This window comes from Hymenobacter nivis (assembly GCF_006439025.1).
In the GTDB taxonomy this organism is placed as follows: domain Bacteria; phylum Bacteroidota; class Bacteroidia; order Cytophagales; family Hymenobacteraceae; genus Hymenobacter; species Hymenobacter nivis_A.
On record NZ_RCYZ01000002.1, the window covers coordinates 287122 to 308421 of the forward strand.

General features: G+C 65.6%; 13 protein-coding genes. 7 read left to right on the forward strand and 6 right to left on the reverse strand.

Annotation, left to right across the window (positions count from 1 at the left end):
• The first annotated feature begins 769 nt into the window (after nt 1-769).
• Nucleotides 770-1789: a hypothetical protein gene (locus EAH73_RS05760; protein ID WP_140465538.1), complete on the forward strand. Its 1020-nt coding sequence runs from the start codon at nt 770-772 to the stop codon at nt 1787-1789.
• 110 nt (nt 1790-1899) lie between these two features.
• Here the strand turns inward: EAH73_RS05760 and EAH73_RS05765 are convergent, their stop codons facing one another.
• Nucleotides 1900-5628: a PKD domain-containing protein gene (locus EAH73_RS05765; protein ID WP_140465539.1), complete on the reverse strand. Its 3729-nt coding sequence runs from the start codon at nt 5626-5628 to the stop codon at nt 1900-1902.
• 259 nt (nt 5629-5887) lie between these two features.
• Between EAH73_RS05765 and EAH73_RS05770 the strand changes: the two genes are divergently transcribed.
• The gene (locus tag EAH73_RS05770) at nt 5888-6310 is read left to right on the forward strand and encodes a BrxA/BrxB family bacilliredoxin (protein ID WP_109656501.1); all 423 of its coding nucleotides are present in this window, start codon (nt 5888-5890) and stop codon (nt 6308-6310) included.
• 362 nt (nt 6311-6672) lie between these two features.
• Nucleotides 6673-7041: a DUF6686 family protein gene (locus EAH73_RS05775; RefSeq protein WP_140465540.1), complete on the forward strand. Its 369-nt coding sequence runs from the start codon at nt 6673-6675 to the stop codon at nt 7039-7041.
• An 8-nt stretch (nt 7042-7049) separates the two neighbouring features.
• Here EAH73_RS05775 and EAH73_RS05780 read toward each other — a convergent pair whose 3' ends face one another.
• Together EAH73_RS05780 and recQ are read right to left on the reverse strand one after the other, a co-directional pair.
• A complete protein-coding gene (locus EAH73_RS05780) occupies nt 7050-7478 on the reverse strand; it encodes an EamA family transporter (RefSeq protein ID WP_140465541.1) in 429 nt (142 codons plus the stop codon).
• A gap of 151 nt (nt 7479-7629) precedes the next feature.
• Nucleotides 7630-9834 (reverse strand): DNA helicase RecQ, encoded by a 2205-nt coding sequence (recQ, locus tag EAH73_RS05785; protein ID WP_140465542.1) that lies wholly within the window; start codon nt 9832-9834, stop codon nt 7630-7632.
• 339 nt (nt 9835-10173) lie between these two features.
• On the opposite strand from recQ, the gene EAH73_RS05790 reads away from it, so the two are divergent.
• Nucleotides 10174-11175, forward strand: coding sequence for an SIS domain-containing protein (locus EAH73_RS05790; protein WP_140465543.1), 1002 nt, complete (start codon nt 10174-10176; stop codon nt 11173-11175).
• Nucleotides 11176-11221: 46 nt separating this feature from the next.
• Nucleotides 11222-12304: a mannose-1-phosphate guanylyltransferase gene (locus tag EAH73_RS05795; RefSeq protein ID WP_140465544.1), complete on the forward strand. Its 1083-nt coding sequence runs from the start codon at nt 11222-11224 to the stop codon at nt 12302-12304.
• 303 nt (nt 12305-12607) lie between these two features.
• On the opposite strand, the gene rlmB is transcribed toward EAH73_RS05795, so the two are convergent.
• Together rlmB and EAH73_RS05805 are read right to left on the reverse strand one after the other, a co-directional pair.
• Nucleotides 12608-13678: a 23S rRNA (guanosine(2251)-2'-O)-methyltransferase RlmB gene (gene rlmB, locus EAH73_RS05800; protein WP_140465545.1), complete on the reverse strand. Its 1071-nt coding sequence runs from the start codon at nt 13676-13678 to the stop codon at nt 12608-12610.
• Nucleotides 13624-14910 (reverse strand): GWxTD domain-containing protein, encoded by a 1287-nt coding sequence (locus tag EAH73_RS05805; protein ID WP_140465546.1) that lies wholly within the window; start codon nt 14908-14910, stop codon nt 13624-13626. Before EAH73_RS05805 ends, rlmB begins: the two co-directional genes overlap by 55 nt.
• A gap of 575 nt (nt 14911-15485) precedes the next feature.
• On the opposite strand from EAH73_RS05805, the gene EAH73_RS05810 reads away from it, so the two are divergent.
• Nucleotides 15486-16751, forward strand: coding sequence for an O-antigen ligase family protein (locus EAH73_RS05810; protein WP_140465547.1), 1266 nt, complete (start codon nt 15486-15488; stop codon nt 16749-16751).
• A 39-nt stretch (nt 16752-16790) separates the two neighbouring features.
• Nucleotides 16791-18020: a glycosyltransferase family 9 protein gene (locus EAH73_RS05815; RefSeq protein WP_140465548.1), complete on the forward strand. Its 1230-nt coding sequence runs from the start codon at nt 16791-16793 to the stop codon at nt 18018-18020.
• An 84-nt stretch (nt 18021-18104) separates the two neighbouring features.
• On the opposite strand, the gene EAH73_RS05820 is transcribed toward EAH73_RS05815, so the two are convergent.
• Nucleotides 18105-21107 carry a DUF2723 domain-containing protein gene (locus EAH73_RS05820; RefSeq protein ID WP_140465549.1) on the reverse strand — a complete coding sequence of 1001 codons (3003 nt, stop codon included), beginning with the start codon at nt 21105-21107 and terminating at the stop codon, nt 18105-18107.
• Nucleotides 21108-21300 lie beyond the last annotated feature (193 nt).

Here is a 21300-nt window from a genome sequence, read left to right on the forward strand (position 1 = left end):
AATATGACTAATAATATAAATTTTTATGAATCATCAGTAGAATCATTGTTTTTATTTGAAAATAACTATTACGTATTGCGATAAGCTGTTGAATTGTGACATTGCTTATATGAATGTTGCACTAAAATATTTTCATAAATAAAGAAACTGCGAGCAAGGACATTCCGCATAGTTTCATTATTCTCATAAGATAAGATTATTTGAAGACATTTGCTAGTGAGTGCTGGCTAGCATCCTAGACAAGTTGGTGTGTATGAAAGAATCGAGAAACTTAGCGCGCATAGTGACGTCTCGAAAACTGTCCTTATTGCCTCTGCTGGACTTCGATGCGGGAGAGAAGATGAAGGAAAACAAGCTGGTGACGGCCTTAGCTGAAGGCCACGAGTCGACACGGGCGCAGCTGGTGCGGACGATTTATGGCAAGGGGAGCGCCAGTACGGAAGCATCGTTTCGAAAATTGCATTCTAGGGTCACGGCCAAGCTGCTGAATCATCTGTATTTTTTAGATAATTCTGATCAAAGGCATTTGGTGTCAAGGCGTTATGAGCTTGAATGTTTGAGTTTGCTTCACAAGGCGGTTATTCTGTCCAATGAGAGCGAATACATTCTATCTACACGCCTGCTTAGCAAATGCCTGGAACTGGCTCAACGCGATGGGTTCACTCGGTACGCGATTCACGCAGCAAGCCTGTTGCGGCTATTGTATGCCCAGCAGCAGAAGGGACCTGATTACCGTGCGATATCGAAGACGCTGAGGGAATTGCAGGATATGCGTGCTTGCGAGGAAGAAGCCGATGACATCTACAGCAACGTTCAATTAGCGATGGCGGGAACGGTAAAAATGCGCCGCGTTTTGCTGCCCATGATTCCGGAGTACGTGGCCAAGCTGGAAGTGCTGCACCGGAAAGCTAAATCATTCAATACCAACAACTACTTGTACCAAACGCGCCTGGCGCAGCAGGAGTTGACGGGCAACTACGCCGAGATTATCAACATCACGGCGGAAGCAGCAAAGCAACTCAAGGCGGGCAAGCTGAACCCGCGCCGGTTTGATGTGCGCTTCAACCACTTCATGAGCGTGTACGCGCACTTGTTGAGCCGCCAGGCGGAAAAGGGGCTGAAGCTGGCGGCGGCGTACGACAAGGATTTTCACCCGTCGTCGGGCAACTGGTTTTACTTCCAGGAGCACTACTTGCTGCTGGCGCTGCACGCCGGCGACTACGTGCAGGCGCGGCAAGTGCTGCAAACGGCCACCGGCAACGCCAGCTTCGGCAAGCAGCGGGCGGCAGCGCAGCAGCGCTGGGAGCTGTTCCGGGCCTACGTCGATTTTGTGCAGCCGCCCGCCCGGCCCACGCCGGTGCGGCGCCAGCAAATGGAGCAGTGGGCCCTCACCATTCCGGAGTACAGCCGCGACAAGCGGGGCCACAACGTGGCCATCCTGGTGATGCAGGTGCTGTACTTCCTGCGCCAGCGCGACCTCGACGCCGTGCTGCTGCGCGCCGACCGGCTGCGCAAGTACCAGCAGCGCCACCTGCGCGAGGCGGCCAACCTGCGCACCCGGCTGTTTCTGCGGCTGTTGCTGCTGATTGTGGACCAGGAGTTTGACCCGGCGCGCAATGCCCGGCAGGCCGCCGTGCTGCTCAAGCAACTGGAGGCCGCGCCGCCGCCCGGTGAAGCTTTTGCTGAGGTCGAAATCATTCCCTACGAAACCCTGTGGCAACTGGCCTTGCAGGAGCTGCGGACGGGCCTCCCCATGCCCAGCGCCCCTGGCCTGGCCGATGCCAAGTAGGGCCCCCAGGCGCTAGCTTGCCCGGGGCCCTACTTTGGGCGCCCCAAAAAAAGCGGGGCCCGGGGTGGGGCCCCGGGCCCCGCGGGGCTGCTTGCGTAGGAAGCAAGTACCTATTGCACCAATACGCGGCGGGCGGCGGCCACCCCGTGCACGGGGCTGAACACGACGCTGTAGAGGCCCGGGGCCAGGGCGGTGGTCAGCAGCTGCTCGGTAGCGGCGGCGGCGGCCGTGAGTTGGGTGTGCCACACGGTGCGGCCCAGGTCGTCAATCAAGCGGAGCTGGCCGCCGCCGCTTTGGGCGGGCAGGCGCACGTGCAGGGCCGTGCCGGCCGCCGTGGGGTTGGGCCAGGCCTCGAGGCCGGCAGCGGCGGCGGCGCTGGTGAGGGCCAGCAGCTGGCTGCCCACGTTCACGTTGTCCACATACAAGTAGTTGCCGTAGCCGTTGTAGCCCACGAAGCGCAGCAGCACGCTTTTGCCGGCGTAGGGCGTTAGGTCGACCAGCTCTTGCCGCCACTGGCTGGCGGCCGAGGGCACGAAGTAGGCGTTTTGGGGCGTGGCGGTGCCCAGCGTGCCGGTGGCGCCCTTGGCGTAGGGCCGGCCGAGCACGGCCAGGGTGCAGGCATCCAGCACCTGCACCACCAGCGAGTCGGGGGCGCTGGCGGCGTTGGTGATGGGCGCGTAGGCCAGGTCGAAGCGCAGCGTGGGCTGGGCGGCGCTCAGGTTGAGGGGCGGGGTCTGGAGCACGTCACGCTGGCCCACGGCGGCATCAGGCGCAAACGGGGCCCGGGCGGCGCGGGTGCTGGTGCCAGCGCGGCCGATGATGCCGTCGGCCAATACCCAGGTAAAGAGGCCGTCGGGGTTTTCAATAATCCAGCCCGCGGGCAAGGTTGTCGAGGTGTCGAAGGTTTCGGCAAAGGGCAGGGTGCGCCCGGCCGTCACCTCAATGCTGACGGTGGAAGTGGTGCTGCCGAAGCCGTTGGAAACGGTGAGCGTGGCCACGTAGGTACCCGCCGCGGCGTACGAAACCGTGGCGCTGGCGGTACTAGCCGCGGCCGGCGAGCCCCCCGGAAACGACCACGCGTAGGTGCCCGGACAGAAGGCCGTCTGGCTGGTGAAGCTCACCGTGCCGCCGGGGCAGATGCGCGTGCGGTTGGCCACGGCTGTGGCCTGCGGGGCCCTACCGTACACCACCACGTAGCCAGTGTCGACGCGGGTGGCGGTGCCGTTGGCGTTGGTGGCGGCCAGCGTCACGGCGAAGCGGCCAGGGGTGTTGTAGGTCACCGTGGGGTTGCGGTCGGTGGAGGTGGCGGGGGTGCCGCCGGCAAACGTCCAGGCCCAGCTGGTGGGCTTGAACAGCGACGAATCGCGGAAGGCCACCACCAGGCCCGGGCAGCCCGCCAGGGGCTGGGTAGAGGTGTAGAGCGGCACCGGCGCGGGGGCTGCCGACGTCAGGGCAATGTCGTCGAAGGCCATGCCGCGGCGGCTGCTGGCCGCGGACGCCGTGGCGGGCCCCGTGCCGTACTGCTGGAACTTTACCCGCACGTCGGTGCCCAGCGTCAGGTTGTTGGTTGCCGCAAACTGGGTCAGGTTCACGCTCTGGGTTTGGTAGGTAGTGGTCGAGCTCGCGCCCGTCAGGCTCACGACCCGGTACCAAGTATTGCCGCCGTCCACGCTCAGGGCTACGCCATCGCCGTTGCTCGAGCCTGTGAACTGGGTGGGCAGGGCGTTATCGGTTTCGGCCGCAAACTTGCGCTGGCGGAAGGTGAGGAGCAGGTCCTGGCCAGGCGTGTTTTTGGCGTACCACACGGCCTCGTTCAGGCCCGCAAAGGCTGCATTGGCGGCAAAGGCGGCGTCCATTACTAGGTAGGACGTGCCCGAGGCCGCGCCGGTGCCGGTGGCCACCTGCACGCGGCCGGTTTTGGTACTGTTCACGGTCCAGCTCACGGGCAGGGCTTGCTTTTCCAGGTCTTCCACGGCCGGCGGCGTAACGGCCACGGGGCCCCCGTAAATGGCCGTGAAGGCGTCAATCAGCCCGGCCCCGGTGAGGACACTAAAGCCCGTTTGGCCCCCCACGGGCCGGGCGGTGCTGGCCAAGCGGGCATTTAACTGGGCCGGTGTGAGGGCCGGCTCCGACTGCAGCAGCAGCGCCGCCACGGCTGCCGCCGCAGGCGCCGCCGCCGAGGTGCCGAAGAAGTTGGGCAAGCCGTCGCCCTCGGCATCGTCGCCAAAAAACGTGGTGTTGCCGCCGTCCACCGAGGCAAAGTCGGGCTTGGGGCGCGTCACAGGGGCCCCCAGGGCCGTACCGTCGGGGTTGAACAGGATGGTGGGGCTGCCTTTGGAAGTGTACGACTCGGGCGTTTTGGGGTCGAAATACGCCACGGCGGCTACCGCGGAGGCCGCCGCCGCCGCCGCGTGCCCCACCACGGTGCCGCTGTTGGTGAGCCACTCGGTGGGCTGGCCCGCGGCCAGGGCAATGTACTTGATGCGGGTGGGGTTGGCGGTGCCGGTGCGGCGCACAATCACCAGGTCAAACAAGGTGGTGTGGGTCTGCGAAGTGTCGTTGGTAAAGCCCGTGATTTCGAAGGGCACCTGGCTGCGCAGGTTGCTGGAGTTTGACACATCCACGGTGTCGCCGCGCGAGGAGAGGATGTAGGCGTCGAGGTCGGTTTTCACGCCCGCCGTGGTGTAAAACGGGTCGCTCCACTGCAAGGCCACCGTCATGTCGGCCCCGCTGGGCACCGAAAAGCGCTGGGCCACGTCGGTGCCGCCGGCGGTGTTGAAGTTGAGCCGGGCCAGGTTGCGGGCCCCCGCCACGAAGGCCGGGGCAGCGTTTTCGTAGCTCTGGTCGCCGTTGTTGCCGGCCGACGAGAAGTAGGTGGCCCCGCGCTGGCTCACCACCTGCGTCACGGCCTGGGCCACTACGCCGTCCTGGAAGTAGGGCTCGGCGAAGTAGGCAATGTCGTCCACGATTACCTTGCAATTGCCCTTGGCCGGGTCGGCCAGGTCGAGGATGTGCTGGGCAAAATCGGCCTCCGAATTATAAGCCGTGCTGAACGCCAGCGGGGCCCCGGGGGCAATGTCGTACACGAGCTGGGCCATGGCCCGGCCCTCGTCGGTGCCCTCGCCGTCGCCCAAGTCGCTGAGCACCTGCACGCCCGCCGCCGGCAAATCGCCCGATGCCACGTCGTTGGCCGCGCCCTTCAGCGAGTTGTACGAGTCGCTGAGGATGCCGATGCGCACGCCGGCGCCGCTCAGGCCCTTGGGCCGGGTGGCGCGGGCGCGGGCCGCTTCCAGCACGTAGTCGGCCTGGGTGGTCACGCGGCCGGTGTGGGCCATGGGCCGCCACACCGGCAAGATGCCTAGCAGGCCCTGGGCGGCCAGCGCCTCCAGGCCGGGGGCCCCGGGGGCTAGCTGGGCCAGCGGCAGCATCCCGTCCACGAAGTGCAGATCGGGCCGGCTGGCCACCACCACGAAGCCCCGCGCCTGCAGCGCGGGCAGCAGCGCCGCCACGTCCTTGGCCGTGATGTGCACCAGCACAGCCGTGGCGTCTTTGCTCAGGCGCAGCTGCGGGTGGGCCGTTTTCAAATCTACCGGGGCCCCGCCGCGGCTGGCGGCCGTGCCCTGCTGGTACACCTGCTGCAGCTCGGGGCTGATGCGCGAGTTGGGGTCGGTGTGCTGGTACGCGGCCGGAGCCGGGGCCTGGCGCGGGGCGCGGGCCGTGGGCCGGGGCCGGCGGAGGTCCGGCTCGGTCTGGGCGCGGGCCGGGGCCCCGGCGGCGGCCCAAGCCAGGGCCCCCAGCAGCGCCGCGCGCCCGTAGTTTCCGATAGAGGTAAGATTCATAAAACGAGGATGATGAAGGAAGGATGGGCGAGGGGCGGGGCGGCCGGCCAGCGGCTACGGGCAAGCAAAGTACTAAGCATAACCCCGGGGCCCTAGTTCCGCCGACCGGCCCCGGGTATGCATCGACCAAGGGGCCCCGGGCCGAACCTTTTGGCCGGGCCCAGGTTTTAGCACCCGGCCCGCCGTGCGTACCTTTGTTTGTGCCGCCGGCGGCCGGATTTTTCGGCCGTTTCTCCGCATTTTTTTATTCTCTACTACTATGGCAGTTTACCCCGAATACATGGTGGCCCCCATCCGCCAAGACCTGACGGACGTGGGCTTCGAACAGCTCATGACCCCCGCCGATGTGGACGCCAGTCTGGCCGCCACCGAAGGCACCGTGCTGGTGGCCGTGAACTCGGTGTGCGGCTGCGCCGCCTCCAAGGCCCGCCCCGCCCTCAAAATGGCCCTCGCCAGCTCTGATAAGAAGCCCGGCAAGCTCGTGACCGTATTTGCGGGCATGGAGACCGAGGCCGTGGCCAAAATGCGCGAGCACCTGCTGCCCTACCCGCCCTCGTCGCCCTGCATCGGGCTGTTCAAAGACGGCGAGCTGGTGCACATGATTGAGCGCTACCACATCGAAGGCAACGACCTCACCCGCATCGTCAACAACCTGCAGGGCGCTTTCGAAGAATACTGCTAGGGCCCCAGCCGGCCCCAATGCCCTGAAAACCACTCCCCAACCGGAGTGGTTTTTTTGTGCCCGTTCTCCTTGTTTATAAAAATTCTAAATAGCGCATGGTAAAATCAGTGTAGCCGAATACCTTTGCTGATGTTTAGAACAAATCTAAATAAACTCAGTGGCTGCTCATTTCCTCCTGCGCTTTACTTGGCGGCCGCTGCTGCCCGCCGCTGCGGGAGCCAGTCCGGGGCCCCAAACCGTGCCCCCGGGGCCCTCGCTGCCCGTGCCCGGGCTGGCTGCTGGTTGTTCGCTGCCTGGTGGTGGGCAGTGCGCTTGCTGGCAATGGGCAACGAATAATTAAAACTTCAACCGCGTTGATTGATATGGCGAAGTTCCTGCACCACAACGAATTTGGCTACTGCGTGCGCTGCCCGCACACCGGCTACCTGCACCTGTGCTTCGGCACGGTGGCCATGGCCCTCACCCCGCCCGAGTTCAAGGAGTTCCGCGAGGTGGTGGCCGCCACGGCTTACCAGGCCACCCAGCAGCCCGTCGTGGATGCTGGGGCCCGGTGCGTGGCCCTGCGCACCCGCGCCGACCGCCTGGCCCTGGTATTTACCCGCCTCGAAATGGGCCAGCTGCAAGAACTGGTGGAAATGACGGCCCTGCTCCTCGAAACCGAAGCCCTGCTCGGGGGCCCCGCGCCCGGCGGGGCCAACTGCGCCGGCTGCCCCATGAGCGGCGCCGACTGAGCGCCCCGCTACTCGCTGGGCTCGGCCAGGGTGATGACGATGGCGCCGCCCGCCATCAAGGCCACCCCGACCAAAATCTGCCAGTTGAGCTTCTCCTTGAGGAAAATGGCCGCCAGCGTGACCGAAAACACCAGCGCCAGGTTGGTGAGCGGCGATACCCGGGAGGCGTTGCCCAGCGACAGGGCCTTGAACGAGAGCAGCGACGACACGCCCGTGAGCACGCCCGCGGCCAGCAATATCAGCCAGCTTTTGCGGTCGATGCGCGCCACCTCGGGCCACAGGCCCTGCCACACCACCGTGCCCCACGCCACCGCAATAATCAGCACCGATTGGATGGCAAACGCCAGCGCCGAGGGCACGTTTTTAATGCCTGCCTTGGACAGCGTCACCACCGTCGCCGTGACCAAGGCCGCTAGTAAAGAAAAAACAATCCACATGGCCTACCCAACGCCGTGCTTACCCTTGCAGTTACAGCGGCGTGCAACGAACCCAAAAAGCGGCACAAAAAAGGGCCCCTGGGGCCCTTCTGTGCTGTAAATAAGTGACGCTTAAAACCAGGGCTGCAAGGCGAGGCGTCGCCCCGGGGCCCTAGTTTGCTACCTCGCTCAGGAACTTGACGCGCACGAGCCGCACCTCTTCCTCGGAGTAGTCGTCGCCCAGCTCCTTCATGGCCACGGCGATGTTGTCGGTGCTGGCCGTCATGAAGTAATCGTAAATCTCGTCCTGCTTGTCCTCGTCCACCATCTCCTCCAGGTAGTAGCCGATGTTGAGGCGGGTGCCGGCGTAGCAGATGTGCTCAATTTCCTCCATCAGCTCGCCCATGGTGATGCCTTTTGAGGAAGCAATGTCCTCGAGCATCGTCTTCTTGTCGATCTGCTGAATGACGTAGATTTTGATCTTCGAGCGGTTCACCGCCGATTTAATCACCACGTCCGACGCCGTTTCGATGTCGTTGTCCTCCACGTACTTCTTGATGGCCGCCACGAACGGGGCCCCAAACTTCTGGGCCTTGCCCTGGCCCACGCCCGCCACGTGCGTCAGGTCGGCCAGGCTGGTGGGGTAGGTGGTGGCCATCTCCTTCAGGCTGGGGTCCTGGAAGAGCACGTAGGGCGGCAGGTTTTTCTGCTTGGCCACCTGCTTGCGCAGCTCCTTGAGCTGCCCAAACAAGGCCTCGTCGTGGCCGGCGGCGTGCTGCTCCTCCTCCTTGTCTTCGTCGGCCTTCTGCTCGGCCTCAAAGTTGTGGTCTTTGGTGAGGGTGATGGACTGCGGGTTTTCGATGAAATCCATGCCCTTCTCCGTCATCCGCACCAGCCCGATGCTGTCGATGTCCTTCTCCATGAAGCCGTTGAGCAGGCACTGGCGCAGCACCGAATGCCAGAACTGGGCATCGCCTAGCTCCTTGCCCTGGCCGTACACCGGCAGCGCATTGTGGGCGTAGCTCGCAATGTGGGGGTTGCTGAGGCCCAGCAGCACCTGCCCCACGTGGTTCAGGTTGAAGCGGGCTTCGGTTTGCACCACGGCGCGCAGGGCCAAGCCCACGGCCTCGCTGCCCTCGAAGCGCTCCTTGGGGTGCTTGCAGTTGTCGCAAAAGCCGCAGTCCTGCTCCAGCGTTTCGCCGAAGTAGTGCAGCAACTGCCGGCGGCGGCACACCGAGCTTTCGGCGTAGTTCGTCATCTCGGCCAGCAGCTGGTGCGCGTTGTCGCGCTCGGTTACGGGCTTGTCCTTGCTGAATTTTTCGAGCTTGAGAATGTCGTCGTAGCTGTAGAACATCAGGCAGTTGCCCTCCAGGCCGTCGCGGCCCCCGCGGCCGGTTTCCTGGTAGTAGCCCTCGATGGATTTGGGCGCGTCGTAATGAATCACGAAGCGCACGTCGGGCTTGTCGATGCCCATGCCGAAGGCGATGGTGGCCACAATCACATCGCAGTCCTCGTTCAGGAATGCGTCCTGGTTGTTCATGCGCGTGTGCGGGTCGAGGCCGGCGTGGTAGGGGCGGGCGCGCACGTCGTTGACGCGCAACAGCTCCGCAATTTCTTCCACTTTCTTGCGCGAGAGGCAGTAAATGATGCCGGCTTTGCCCTTGTGCTGCTTCACGTACTGGATCAGCTGCTTCTTAGTGTTGTGCTTAGCCCGGACTTCGTAATACAGGTTGGTGCGGTTGAACGAGGTTTTAAACACGCTCGCATCGTCCATCTGCAGGTTTTTCTGGATGTCGAGCTGCACCTTGGGCGTGGCCGTGGCCGTGAGGGCAATGATGGGAATATTGCCGCCCAGGTTGTCGATGATGCCGCGAATCTTGCGGTACTCGGGCCGGAAGTCGTGGCCCCACTCCGAAATGCAGTGGGCCTCGTCGATGGCCACAAATGAGATGGCCGTTTTCTGCAAAAAGGCGATGGTGTCCTCCTTGGTGAGACTTTCCGGGGCCACGTAGAGCAGGCGCACGGCCCCGTTCATCACGTCTTTGCGCACCCGGGTCATCTCGGTTTTGGTGAGCGTCGAGTTATACACCTGCGCATTCACCCCGAAGGCCCCCAGCTGGTCTACCTGGTTCTTCATCAAGGCGATAAGCGGCGAGATGACGATGGCCGTGCCCGGCACCACCAGGGCTGGCAGCTGGTAGCACAGGCTTTTGCCCGCCCCCGTGGGCATGATGACGAACGTGTTGCTGCCGCTCAGCACGTTGTGAATCACCGCCTCCTGGGTGCCCCGAAACTGGCCGTAGCCGAATACTTCTTTCAGGGTGTGCTTGAGCGTCGCCGTCCGTTCGGGGGCTGCGGCCAGGGTTTGTGAAGACATGGTGTAGGTAAGGCAGGTGAATAAGAAGAAGCAGCGGCTGATAACGAAGATAAGCACTAGCGCCTTTTAAAGGCCGTTTTTTGTTCATATTTCCTTAATTTTGCGGAAATTTTCTTGCGCTGCCCGGCCGTGTTGCGCTGGCTGCGGGCGGGGCCGGGGGCCTCGCGTTTGCTCCGGCTGGGGTAGGGCAGGGGCCCCAGCCGCACCGCCACCGAAGGCCCCGGTAAGCAATCTGCCTTCCGCCCCGGGCTGACAGCCGGGCTACCGGGTCTGGGGCCCTGGCCAGAGCACGGCACCGGGCATTCGGCCCCACCTTTGCGGTCGTTTTGCCCCGCTGCCATGCCCACGCCCCCTTCCCCCGTTCCCGCTGCCGCCGTTGATGTGCTGGCCGTGGCCCGCCACGTGCTGCACGAAGAAGCCGCGGCCCTCTACGCCGTGGCCGAGGCCGTGGGCGCCACTCCCGATTTTACCCGCTGCGTGGCGGCCATTCTGGGCCTTTCAGGCCGGGTGGTGGTGACGGGCGTGGGCAAAAGCGCCCACATCGCGGGCAAAATAGTGGCCACGCTCAACGGTACGGGCACGCCGGCCCTGTTCATGCACGCCGCTGACGCCATCCACGGCGACCTGGGCATGATTCAGGCCCAGGATTTTGTGGTGGCCATCAGTAAGAGCGGCGACACGCCCGAAATCAAGGTGCTGGTGCCGCTGCTGCGCCGCAAGGGCGTGCCGCTGGCGGCTTTGGTCAGTAATGCCGGCTCGTACTTGGCCCAGCAGGCCGACTACGTGCTGCACGCCCCGGTGGCCCGCGAGGCCTGCCCCCACGACCTGGCCCCCACCACCAGCACCACCGCCGCCCTGGCCCTGGGCGACGCCCTGGCCGTGTGCCTGCTCGAAAGCCGCCAGTTTTCGGCCCAAGACTTTGCCCGGCTGCACCCCGGCGGCACGCTCGGCAAAAAGCTCTACCTCACCGTGGGCGACCTCAGCCGCCAAAACCAGCGCCCGCACGTGGGCCTCGACGCACCGCTGCGGGAGGTGCTGCTCGAAATTTCGGGCAAGCGCCTCGGGGCCACTGCCGTGCTCGACGGCGCCGGGGCCCTGGCCGGCATCATCACCGATGGCGACCTGCGGCGCATGCTCGGCGGCCACCTGGGCGACTTGGAAACGGTGCGCGCCCGCGACATTCTTACCCCCGCGCCGGCCACCATTGGCACCGATGAGTTTGCTGCTGAGGCCCTGGCGCGGATGCAGGCCCGCAACATCACGCAACTCGTTGTCTTGGAAAACGAGCGGTTCGCCGGCTTTATCCACCTGCACGACCTGCTGCGTGAAGGACTTGTGTGAAACCGCCCGTAACTTGCCGCGGCAATATCACTATGTTGTTACTCTTATGAATTCGACTTACCTCGTTGTGATGGCCGGCGGCATTGGCAGCCGGTTTTGGCCTTTTAGCCGCACCAACCACCCCAAGCAATTCCACGACGTGCTGGGCACCGGCCGTTCGATGCTGCAAGTGACGGTGGACCGCTTCGCTGGCCTCTGCCCGGCCGAAAACGTGTTTGTGGTGACCAACCGCGACTACGTGCAGCTCGTGCAGCAGCACCTCCCCCAGATGCCGGTCGACCAGATTCTAGGCGAGCCCATCGGGCGCAATACGGCCCCCTGCATTGCCTACGCCAGCTACCGCATCGCCCAGCGCGACCCGCAGGCCACCATCATCGTGACGCCCGCCGACCACGCCGTGTCCAACGAGGCGGAGTTTCAGCGGGTGATGGGCCTGGCCGTGGACGCCGCCCGCCACCACGACGTACTCGTGACGCTGGGCATCCACCCCTCGCGGCCCGACACCGGCTATGGCTACATCCAGTACATGGATGCGCAGAGCCTACCCGGCGGCCAGCTGCACAAAGTGAAGACTTTTACCGAGAAACCCAATCTGGAGCTGGCCAAGATGTTCGTCGATAGCGGCGACTTCCTCTGGAACTCAGGCCTGTTTGTGTGGCGCGCCGATACCATTCTCAACGCTTTCCGCCAGTATTTGGGCGACATGGCCGAGGTATTTGAGGAGGGCGCCGGGGCCCTGGGCACGCCGCAGGAGGAAGCGTTCATCAGCGAAGCATACGCGCGTTGCGCCAATGTCAGCATCGACTACGGCATTATGGAGAAGGCCGACAATGTGTACGTGCTGCCCGCCGAGTTTGGCTGGAGCGACGTAGGCACCTGGGATTCGCTGCACCGCATTGGCCAGCAAGACGAAAACGGGAACATGGTGAACGGCGACGTGCTGCTGTACGATACCACCGGCTGCGTCATCAAAACCCCGTCCGAGCGCCTCGTGGTGGTACAGGGCCTCGAAGACTACATCATCGCCGAGTACGACAACGTGCTGCTCATCTGCAAGCGCAGCGAAGAGCAGCGTGTGAAAGAATTCGTGGCCGACGTGAAAGCCAAGAAAGGCATCGGCTACAACTAATCAGTTAACAGTTATTAATGCCTGATTGGCGGTTGTTTGTTAATGCAAACATCAAAGAAGGCCTTCCCATCGGGAAGGCCTTCTTTGATGTTCGGGGGCTTGCCCGCTCGGTGGTTTTTGGATCGGTTGGGTTTGCCTGTACCGCCAAGCTGTGCTTGGCCTTGCCTATGCTGCCCTGGGGCCCCTAGCGCAAGGCCAAGCACAGCTTGGCGGTACAGGTAAGCCGAATAAAAAGGCTGGGTGGCTGGGGCCCCTGTTGCTACTTGCAACAGGGGCCCCAGCCACCCAGCCTTTTTATTCGGCTTACTCCGCGCTCACCCGCTGGCGGGCTACTTCGAACAGCATGATGCCGGCGGCTACCGACACGTTCAGCGACTGAATTTGGCCGGCCATGGGCACTTTCAGGCGCACATCGGCCAGGCGGAGGAGCTCGGGGGCGATGCCGTCTTCTTCTGAGCCCATAAGCACGGCCACGGGGCCCGTGAAATCGACATCGGCGGCGCCCACGGCTTCGGTGGCTTTTTCGGTACAGGCCACCACCGTCACGCCCGATTGCTGGAGGAAGCGGATGGTGTCCTGCAAGTTGGTTTCGCGGCACACGGGCAGCAGGTTCAGGGCCCCGGCGGAGGTTTTGAGGGCGTCGCCGTTGATTTGAGCCGCGCCGTGGCTGGGAACCACCAGCGCCTGCACGCCCAGGCACTCGGCGGTGCGGGCAATGGCGCCGAAGTTGCGCACGTCGGTGATGCGGTCGAGCAGGAGCAGGAACGGCACTTTGCCTTCCTCAAACAAGCCGCTGAGCAGGTTGTCGAGCGGGGCGTAGTCGATGGGCGACACGAAGGCCACCGCGCCCTGGTGGTTCTTGCGGGTGAGGCCGTCGAGCTTCTCCACTGGCACCTGCTGCACCTGAATGCCGGCCGCGCGGGCCAGCGTCGAGATGTCGCCCACGAGGCTGTTCTTGGTGCCGCGCAGCAAAAAGATTTTCTCCAGCGTGCGGCCCGCGTTCAGCGCCTCCAGAATGGGGCGCAGGCCAAACAGCATGTCGATGCTGCGGTCTTGCTGCGGGGCCCTATTCTCGTAGCGGGGGCGGTCGTCGCCGCGCTCCGAGCGCTCGGGGCGGTCTTGGCGGTAGGGGGGGCGGGCGGCGTTGTCGCGGCGGGGCGGGCCGCTGCGGTCGGGCTGGTCGTCGCGGTTGTCGCTGCCCCCGCGGCCCCGGGGGCGGGCGCGGGTTTCCTCAGCAAAGCCGTCGGCCGCGTCGCGGTCGGGGCGGAATTGCTTGGGCGTGACGGGCCGGTTTTGCTCGTCGTAAAAGCGGCGGCCCGTTACCGGCCGCTGGGGTCGGTCGGGGCGCTCGGGGCGGTCTGTGCGTTTCTCCATTGCTCCACAGCGCCGAACCAAGGCTTTTCGTACTCGGGGCGGCGCACTAATTCGTAATTATCAGGCGCAAAGGTACTCGGCCGCGGCCGGAAGCTGAAGGTGAGGGGCCCACCGTTGCCCACTTTGGCGTACGACCACTGCTCCTCGCCGCTGGCCAGGCGGCGCACGCCCTGCGGGGCCCCCAGCACCACGTACAGCAAGCCGCGGTCGGTGAGGAAGCCGGCCTTGTGGGCGGCGAAGAGGCGGTTAGCCGCCGCCACGCGGCCGTAGTAGTTGCGAATCATGATTTTACCCAGCGGCTGGTTGTCGTGGGCGGCGTTCAGCCAGAAGCCGTCCACGGCGCGCTTGGGGTCGGCGGCGGTGGCCAGGCGCTGGTGCTCGGTGGTGCTGGTGAGGTAGCGCAGGGGCTCGACGAGCTGCGCGGCGGTGCGCAGGTTGGGGTAGTCGCCGTTGGCCACGAGCAGGGCCAGGGTGCGCGGCTCCTGCCCGCCGAGGCCGCCCACGCGCAGGGCCAGCAGGCTGGGGTCGTCGCAGCGCAGCAGCTGGCCGGTGCGGGCCGCGGCCGAGTCGAGCAGCGGCAGGGTAGACGGGGGCCCCACCACGGTGGCGGGGTTCGTCATGGGGGGCAGGGCGGGGGTGGGGGGCACGGCGTAGCGCCGCAGCCGCAGGGGCTGGGTCAGCCCGTAGTTATCCACCCGAAACGTCTCGCCGGCCCGCACGTAGCCGCGCAGCAGCGGCAGCCCCGCCGAGTCGGTGACGATGAACGGGCGGCCCAGGCGCTCGGCCGTGAGGGGCAGCCAGGCGGTAGTGGCGGCGTTTTGCGGGGCCACGGCCGGGCCCGGGGGCCCCACCTGCACTTGAAGCACCGTGCCCTCGGGCACCCGCGCCACCGCCACGCAGAAGCTGGCCCGGGTGCCGCCCGTGACGTCGGGCCGCCGCCGCTGCCGGGCCCGCGGAATGCTGTCCTGCCACTGCGGGGCGGGGGCCCCGTAGCCGGCCCAGGCCGCCACGCGCAGCTGGCCCACGGCCGTGCCGGCGGGCAGGCGCACGTACAGGCGTAAGCTGTCGAGCTCGCGGCGCACGTCCAGCATCACGCGGGGCACGTCGCGGTAGAGGCCCGCAAAATCGGGCCGGGGCAGGGCCGGGGCCTGTGTTTGGGCTTCGGCGGCCCGGGGCAGCGCGGCCAGGCAGGGAGCGGCCAGCGCCAGCGCCCAGGAGAGAAAACGGTTCATGCAGCGTGTACGTGGTTGGGGCCCCAAACATAGAAGCTGTTTGGGAAGTCGGGAAGTTCAGCCTGGAACGCCATGCCCGGCCGGGCGGCTGACCGGGGGCCGAAGATTTGCCAAACCGCTTCACCTGCCAAAGGCTGGTAGAGCGGCGGGCACCGCGGGGCGCGCCGGGGCCCTGTTTATACGGCCCCGGGTGCCGAAGGGCTGCGCGGCCGGGCCCGGGGCGCACCCGGGGCGGGGGCGCGCCGGGCCCGGCCCTGGGCGCCCCGCTGCACAAAATTTAGGCGGCGCGGGGCTGGCCGCGGGGGCCATCTCCGTAGGGGCATAAGGCCCAGACCAAACAGGATTTACCTGGGCCTGTTGCTCAGGTGCGGGGCCGCTGGGGGCGCTGTGCGTGGGGCCCCGGGGCCGGTTTGCTGCGCCGGCTTAAGCCGGCCGGTTGTTGTTTTGCAGGGCCCCCGGGGGAGGCGGGGCTGCCCGCCGGGGGCCCTGGCCGCCCCGGGCCGGGCACAATATTCGCGGGGCGGTGCGTTGCTACTCCACTACTAACTGCGCCACGTTCGGCCGCTATTCGCCGCATGAAGAGGTTTTTTTCGGAAGCTAGAACGCAGCAACTGGGGGTGTTCTGGGGCGTGGTCATTATTGCCGGCATTTTCGTGTCAGACCACGTGCGGGTATTGCCCAGCATCGGCATTGCCGGGCTATTTGCGACCGGCGCGGGCTATGCCCTGGCCCACCGGCGCGTGGCCCAGCGGGCCCACTGGCCCGTGCTGCTGAGCTTCGTGCTGGTGTATGCGCTGCACGTGGGCACGGCGCTGGCGCACGCAGGCTGGGGCACCGAAATTCTCCAGCGCGACGCCGTGCTTCAGCTGCCGTTTCTGGTGCTGCCGCTGGCCTTTTTGCTGCTGCCCAGCTGGCGGCCCGCACACAAGCGGGCGCTGTGGCTCGTGCTCATCGGGGGCTGCCTGGTGGCGGCGGCCCGGGCCACGACCTACTACCTGCTGCACCGCGCAACGATTGACGAGAGCTACCTGCGCTCGCAGGTGATTCCCACCGTGCCCGACTACATCCGCTTCAGCCTGCTGGTGAGCATGGCCGTGCTGGCGGGCCTGGTGCTGGTGCTGAACCGGGAGCTGCGCCCGCGGCTGCGGCTGGCCACCTGGGTGGGCGTGGTGGTGCTGTTTCTGTTCCAGCACCTGCTGGCCGTGCGCAGCGGCGTCGTCACGATGTACGCCGCGGGGGCCCTGTGGCTCTTCTGGCTGGGGTGGCAGCTGCGGCACTGGCGCGTGGCGCTGGCCGGGGCGGCGGCGGTGCTGCTGCTGGGGGGCGCGTGCCTGGTGCTGTTCCCCACGCTGCGCAACAAAATCAGCGTCACGCGCACCGATGCCAAGCAGCTCGACACCGTGGGGGCGGCCAACTACTACTCCGTCACGGCGCGGGTGTATTCCTACGATGTGGCCTGGGCCCTTGTCAAGCAGCGCCCGCTGTTTGGCCTGAGCAAGGTGGGCCTGGAGCCGGCCATGGCCCGGCAGTACCGCGCCATGTACCCGGGCATCGAGCCCGCCCACTACCTGCTGCCGCACAACCAGTTCCTCTACAACCTGGCGGCCTACGGGGCCTTTGGCCTGCTGGTATTTTTGGTGGGCTTTTACTACGCGCTGTGGGTGGGCATCCGGCAGCGCAACCTCATGCTGCTGCTCATGTACGCCATCGTCACGCTCTCTTTCGTGGCCGAATACACGCTGGAAACCCAGATTGGGGTGCTGATCGGCCTGTTTTTCATCTTGCTGGCCGCCGCGCCCGTTGCGCCGCCGGCCACCCCAGGGGCCCCCGCGCCGCGCTAAAAACCCTAGCCCCGGGGCCCCGGCCGTAGCTTTGCCGCCATGTTCAGCTACTTGATTGGCCGCTTCCGCCAGTTTCGCCGCCAGCGCCGGCAGGGCGGCCAGGTGGCGGCCCTGAGCCAAGCCGACGCCGCCGCCCTGGCCGCGCAGGCCCCGCCCGACCCCGCCCGGGTGCTGGTGGTGCGCAACGATTCCATCGGCGACTACCTCCTCTACCGCCCCTGGCTGCGCGCAATGAGCGCCGCGGTGCGCGGCCGCGGCCAGCGCCTCACGCTGGTGGCCAACGCGCTGTGGGCCCCCCTGGCCCGCGCCTGGGACGCCGACTTGTTTGACGAGCTGGTGGTGGTCGATTTCGGCCGCTTCACCAAAGACCTGGCCTACCGCGCCGCCACCGTGGGGGCCCTGGGGACCACCGGGTTCGGCGAGGCCATCTACCCGCTTCACGTGCGCGAGCCGGCGGTCGAAAACTTCCTCCGCTTCCTGGGGGCCCCCGTGCGGGTGGCCGGCCAGAGCGGCCAGCAGGGCCCCTGGGCCGAGCTCCTCAATGCCGGCTACACCCGCCTGCTGCCCAGCACGCCGGCCGTACTATTTGAGTACGACCGCAACCGCGAGTTCTTCGAGAACTGGCAGCGCGGAGCCACCGAAACCGACGCGCCCCTGGCCCTGGTGCCGGGCGCCACGGCCGCCGCCGTGCCGCTGTGCCTGCCCGCCGCCGTGCACCAAGCCGCCGCCGCTGAGGCGGCGCTGGGGCCCTACCTCGTGCTGTTCCCCGGGGCCAGCGCACGGCAGAAGCGCTGGCCCACGGGGCACTTTGCGCAGCTGGCGCGGGGCCTGCGCCAGCACTTTGGGCCCCGGTACCGGCTCATCATCGCCGGCAGCGCCGCCGACGATGCGCACGCCCAGCGCATTATCAAGGCCGCCGGGCCGGGCGTGTCCCTGGAAAACCGCTGCGGCCAAACCGCCCTGCCCGGCCTGGCCGCGCTGGTGGCCGGCGCCCAGCTGCTCATCAGCAACGACACCGTGACGGCCCACTTAGCGGCCCAGGCCGGCGTGCCCCTGTTGGTGCTGCTGATGGGCGAGAACTACGGCAAGTTTTTTCCCTACCCCGCGCCCCTGCTGGGGGCCCCGTGCTGCTGCCTGTTCCCGCCCAGCCAGGAAGCGCGCTTCGCCCAAGGCGATTTCAGCACCCCGGCCCGCGACCCACAAATCGACCAAATTGCGCCCGCCCGCGCCCTGGCCGCCGCCATCGAGCTGCTACCGGCGGCGGAATAAGCCCTGCTCGTTTTGGCCACTAAAAAAGGGCCGGCCCGCATTGCTGCGGGCCGGCCCTTTTTGGATTTAGGGCCCCGGGGGCTGCTACTGGCCTTGGCCTTGCAGGTAGGGCTGGAGCACGGCAAATGCCTTTTGGGCCCGCACGGTGTCGCCCACTTGCAGGGCCGAGCGGTACACGTACTGGAGGTTGACGAGGTGCAGGCGCTGGTCGTAGTCGAAGAGGCTGCCGTCGGGGCGGGCCGCGTAGTACGACAGCATCTGGATGGAGCGGCGCGTCATCGTGTCGAGGATGTTGTCGGCGCGCTGCTTTTCGCCGCCTGCGATGAGGGCCGGCACTAGCTGGGGCGAGTAGTAGTCGTAGGGAATGGCCTTGTCGGGCATCACCTGCAAGCAGTAGTCGGCCACCTCTTTGGCCTTGGCCTTGTTGCCGCGCTCGAGGTACGTGTTGGCTAGGCGGGCAAACTTGTCGCGGTAGTTCGACGGGAATTTCAGGCTGTTCTCGTCGTAGAAAATCTTGTCGTTTGTCAGGCCCCGGTAGCTGAAGGTTTTCATCAGCTCGCGGTAGTTCAGGTCGAGGTCCACGTAGCCGTCCTCGCCCTGGGGCGTGTAGTTGGGGTCCTTCAGCGGCAGCAGGCGGTAGGCCAGGCCTTCCAGCTGGAAGTAGGGCTGCAGGTTCATGTAGTCGCTCGGCGTGACGGTGGAGCTGAAGTAGATGGGCCGCTTCCAGTTGTTGGTGGCAATCATGTCGAGGATCACCAGGTTCTTCTTCTCGATGCCGCGCTTGCCCATGCTCCAGTCCATGCGGTCCACGAGCTGGTTTTCGCGGCCCTTGGGAATGAGGCCCAACTTCTTAAAGGCCGTCGTATCCACGGGCAGGTAGAAGTTCGGCGTCGGGAACGACATGATGCCGGGGCCGTCTTCCTGGTACTGCACTTGCAGCAGCGGGCTGTTTTGCTGCACCAATTGGATGAACTGCTTCACGTCCACCTCCTTCACGGCCGGGTTCTGGGCGAAGGGCAGGTAATCGTTGGTGCCCTGCGCGTAGCCCTTCTCGCCCATGCTGATGGGCAGCGGCTGCGAGAGGTACGAGCGGCGCTTCATCTGCTGGATGTACCAGTCGGTGTTCAGGTAGCTGAGCACGGCCACGCGCACGTCGGTGCGCACGCCCTCCACCTCCTGGGCGTACCAGAGCGGGAAGGTGTCGTTGTCGCCGTTGGTGAACAAAATGGCGTTCGGGGCGCAGCTATTGAGCAGGTTCTTGGCCGAATCCACCGAGTTGTAGCGGCCCGAGCGGTCGTGGTCGTCCCAGCCCTGGGCAGCCAGGATGCCCGGTGCCACTACGCCCAGCGCAATGGCAATGGCCGCCCGGGGCCCCTCGTTCTTAATGGCCGAGCGCAGCAGATCGGCGATGCCGAGCACGCCCAGCCCGATCCAGATGGCGAAGGCAAACGTGGCCCCCGCAAACGTGTAGTCACGCTCGCGCGGCTCCAGCGGCGGCTGGTTGAGGTACACGATGATGGCCAAGCCGGTGAGCAGGAACAGCAGGCCCACCACCAAGGCGTCCTTGCTGTCGCGCCGGCTCTGGAAAAACAGGCCGATAAGGCCCAAAATCAGCGGGATGGCGAAGAAGTTGTTGTGGGCCTTGCTCAGGCCGATGCGCTCGGGCAGGCTGTGGGCGCTGGGGCTAAAGGGCGTCACCACCCCGGCCTGCTGCACGTCGGACTCGCGCCCCACGTAGTTCCACATGAAGTAGCGCCAGAACATGTGGCCCATCTGGTAGCGGAACAAAAACGACAGGTTCTGGCCCATCGTCGGCTTCACACCTTCTTGAATGTCAACCCACTTCTTGTACTCCTGGATGTGGTTGGCCTCGGGGCTGTAGATGCGCGGGAGCAGCATCTTGTCCTCGTCGCGGTAGCCGGCTTCCTGGGCGCGGGGCAGGGCCTCGTCGTAGGTATTCGAGGTGGTGTTGCGCACGTAGCGCGCGGCCCCGGGCTCGTTGTGGTCGGGCTGGGCGTTGAATTGGGGGCCGTAGAGCAGCGGCCGCGAGCCGTACTGCTCGCGCTTGAGGTAGCTCACGAAGCTCAGCACATCCTCGGGGTCGTTCTCGTTGATGGTAGGGTGGTACGACGAGCGGATGGGCACGATGAGGTAGCTCGAATACCCGATCAGGATGAAGGTGAAGCACAGCATGGCCGTGTTCAGGAGCTGGCTTTTGCGTTGAAACGACACCCGGAACCCGTACACCATCAGGCCGATGAGGGCCACCACGAAGATGATGAGGCCCGAGTTGAAGGGCAGGCGCACGGTGTTCACGAAGAACACTTCGAAGTAGCCGGCCAGCGTGGGCAAGCCCGGGATGATGCCCACCAGCACGGCCGCCAGCAGCACCAAGCACACGGCCATCACGGCGATAATACCCTTCACGTTGGGGTTGGGGTTGCGGCGGTAGTAGTAGATAAGGCCCAGGGCGGGCAGCGTGAGCAGGTTGAGCAAGTGGACGCCGATGCTGAGGCCGATGACGTAGGCAATCAGCACGATCCACTTATCAGAGTCGGGCTCGGCGGCGTGGCCTTCCCACTTCAGCATGAGCCAGACGACGGCCGCCGTGCACAGGCTCGACATGGCGTACACCTCGCCCTCCACGGCGTTGAACCAGAACGAATCGGTGAAGGCGAAGGCCAAGGCCCCCACGGCCCCCGCGCCCAGAATCAGCAGCGTGTCGGTGCCGGTGGGCTCCTCGGTGGGCGTGTTCACGGCCGAGCGGCGCAGCACCAGCTTGGCCGCCATGCGGGTAATGCTCCAGAACAGAAACAGCACGGTGAAGGCGCTGCTCAGCCCCGAGAGGGCGTTCACGAGCACGGCCACCTTAGTGGGGTCGCCGAACGAAAACAGCGAGAACAGCCGCCCCAGTAGCAGGAACGTGGGGGCCCCGGGCGGGTGCGGCACCAGCAGCTTGTAGGCGCAGGCGATGAACTCGCCGCAGTCCCAGAACGAGGCCGTGGGCTCGAGCGTGCTGAGGTAGGTGGCGGCGGCGATGGCGAACACGAGCCACCCGACGAGGTTGTTTAATCGTTGGAAACGCATAAAAAAAGTAGTGCGGCCCCGGCCCTGTGGGGGCCTGCGGGCAAATCGAAAAGGGCCGGGCGCGGCTAGCAAAGCTCAAAAGTAGGCACGGGCGCCGGGCCGCCCACCCGGTGAGCTTCAGGGCCCCGGTACGCCCATAAACACCGAAAGCAGCCAGGGGCTGCTTTCGGGAAACGAAGAAGTGCGGGTAGGG

Excerpts from the sequence above, each read along its gene's own strand:
- EAH73_RS05770 (WP_109656501.1), top strand. The coding sequence starts at position 5,888 with ATGGCAGTTTACCCCGAATACATGGTGGCCCCCATCCGCCAAGACCTG.
- EAH73_RS05765 (WP_140465539.1), bottom strand. The coding sequence starts at position 5,628 with ATGAATCTTACCTCTATCGGAAACTACGGGCGCGCGGCGCTGCTGGGG.
- EAH73_RS05760 (WP_140465538.1), top strand. The coding sequence starts at position 770 with ATGCGTGCTTGCGAGGAAGAAGCCGATGACATCTACAGCAACGTTCAA.
- recQ (WP_140465542.1), bottom strand. The coding sequence starts at position 9,834 with ATGTCTTCACAAACCCTGGCCGCAGCCCCCGAACGGACGGCGACGCTC.
- EAH73_RS05795 (WP_140465544.1), top strand. The coding sequence starts at position 11,222 with ATGAATTCGACTTACCTCGTTGTGATGGCCGGCGGCATTGGCAGCCGG.
- EAH73_RS05780 (WP_140465541.1), bottom strand. The coding sequence starts at position 7,478 with ATGTGGATTGTTTTTTCTTTACTAGCGGCCTTGGTCACGGCGACGGTG.
- EAH73_RS05775 (WP_140465540.1), top strand. The coding sequence starts at position 6,673 with ATGGCGAAGTTCCTGCACCACAACGAATTTGGCTACTGCGTGCGCTGC.
- EAH73_RS05805 (WP_140465546.1), bottom strand. The coding sequence starts at position 14,910 with ATGAACCGTTTTCTCTCCTGGGCGCTGGCGCTGGCCGCTCCCTGCCTG.
- EAH73_RS05820 (WP_140465549.1), bottom strand. The coding sequence starts at position 21,107 with ATGCGTTTCCAACGATTAAACAACCTCGTCGGGTGGCTCGTGTTCGCC.
- rlmB (WP_140465545.1), bottom strand. The coding sequence starts at position 13,678 with ATGGAGAAACGCACAGACCGCCCCGAGCGCCCCGACCGACCCCAGCGG.
- EAH73_RS05790 (WP_140465543.1), top strand. The coding sequence starts at position 10,174 with ATGCCCACGCCCCCTTCCCCCGTTCCCGCTGCCGCCGTTGATGTGCTG.
- EAH73_RS05810 (WP_140465547.1), top strand. The coding sequence starts at position 15,486 with ATGAAGAGGTTTTTTTCGGAAGCTAGAACGCAGCAACTGGGGGTGTTC.
- EAH73_RS05815 (WP_140465548.1), top strand. The coding sequence starts at position 16,791 with ATGTTCAGCTACTTGATTGGCCGCTTCCGCCAGTTTCGCCGCCAGCGC.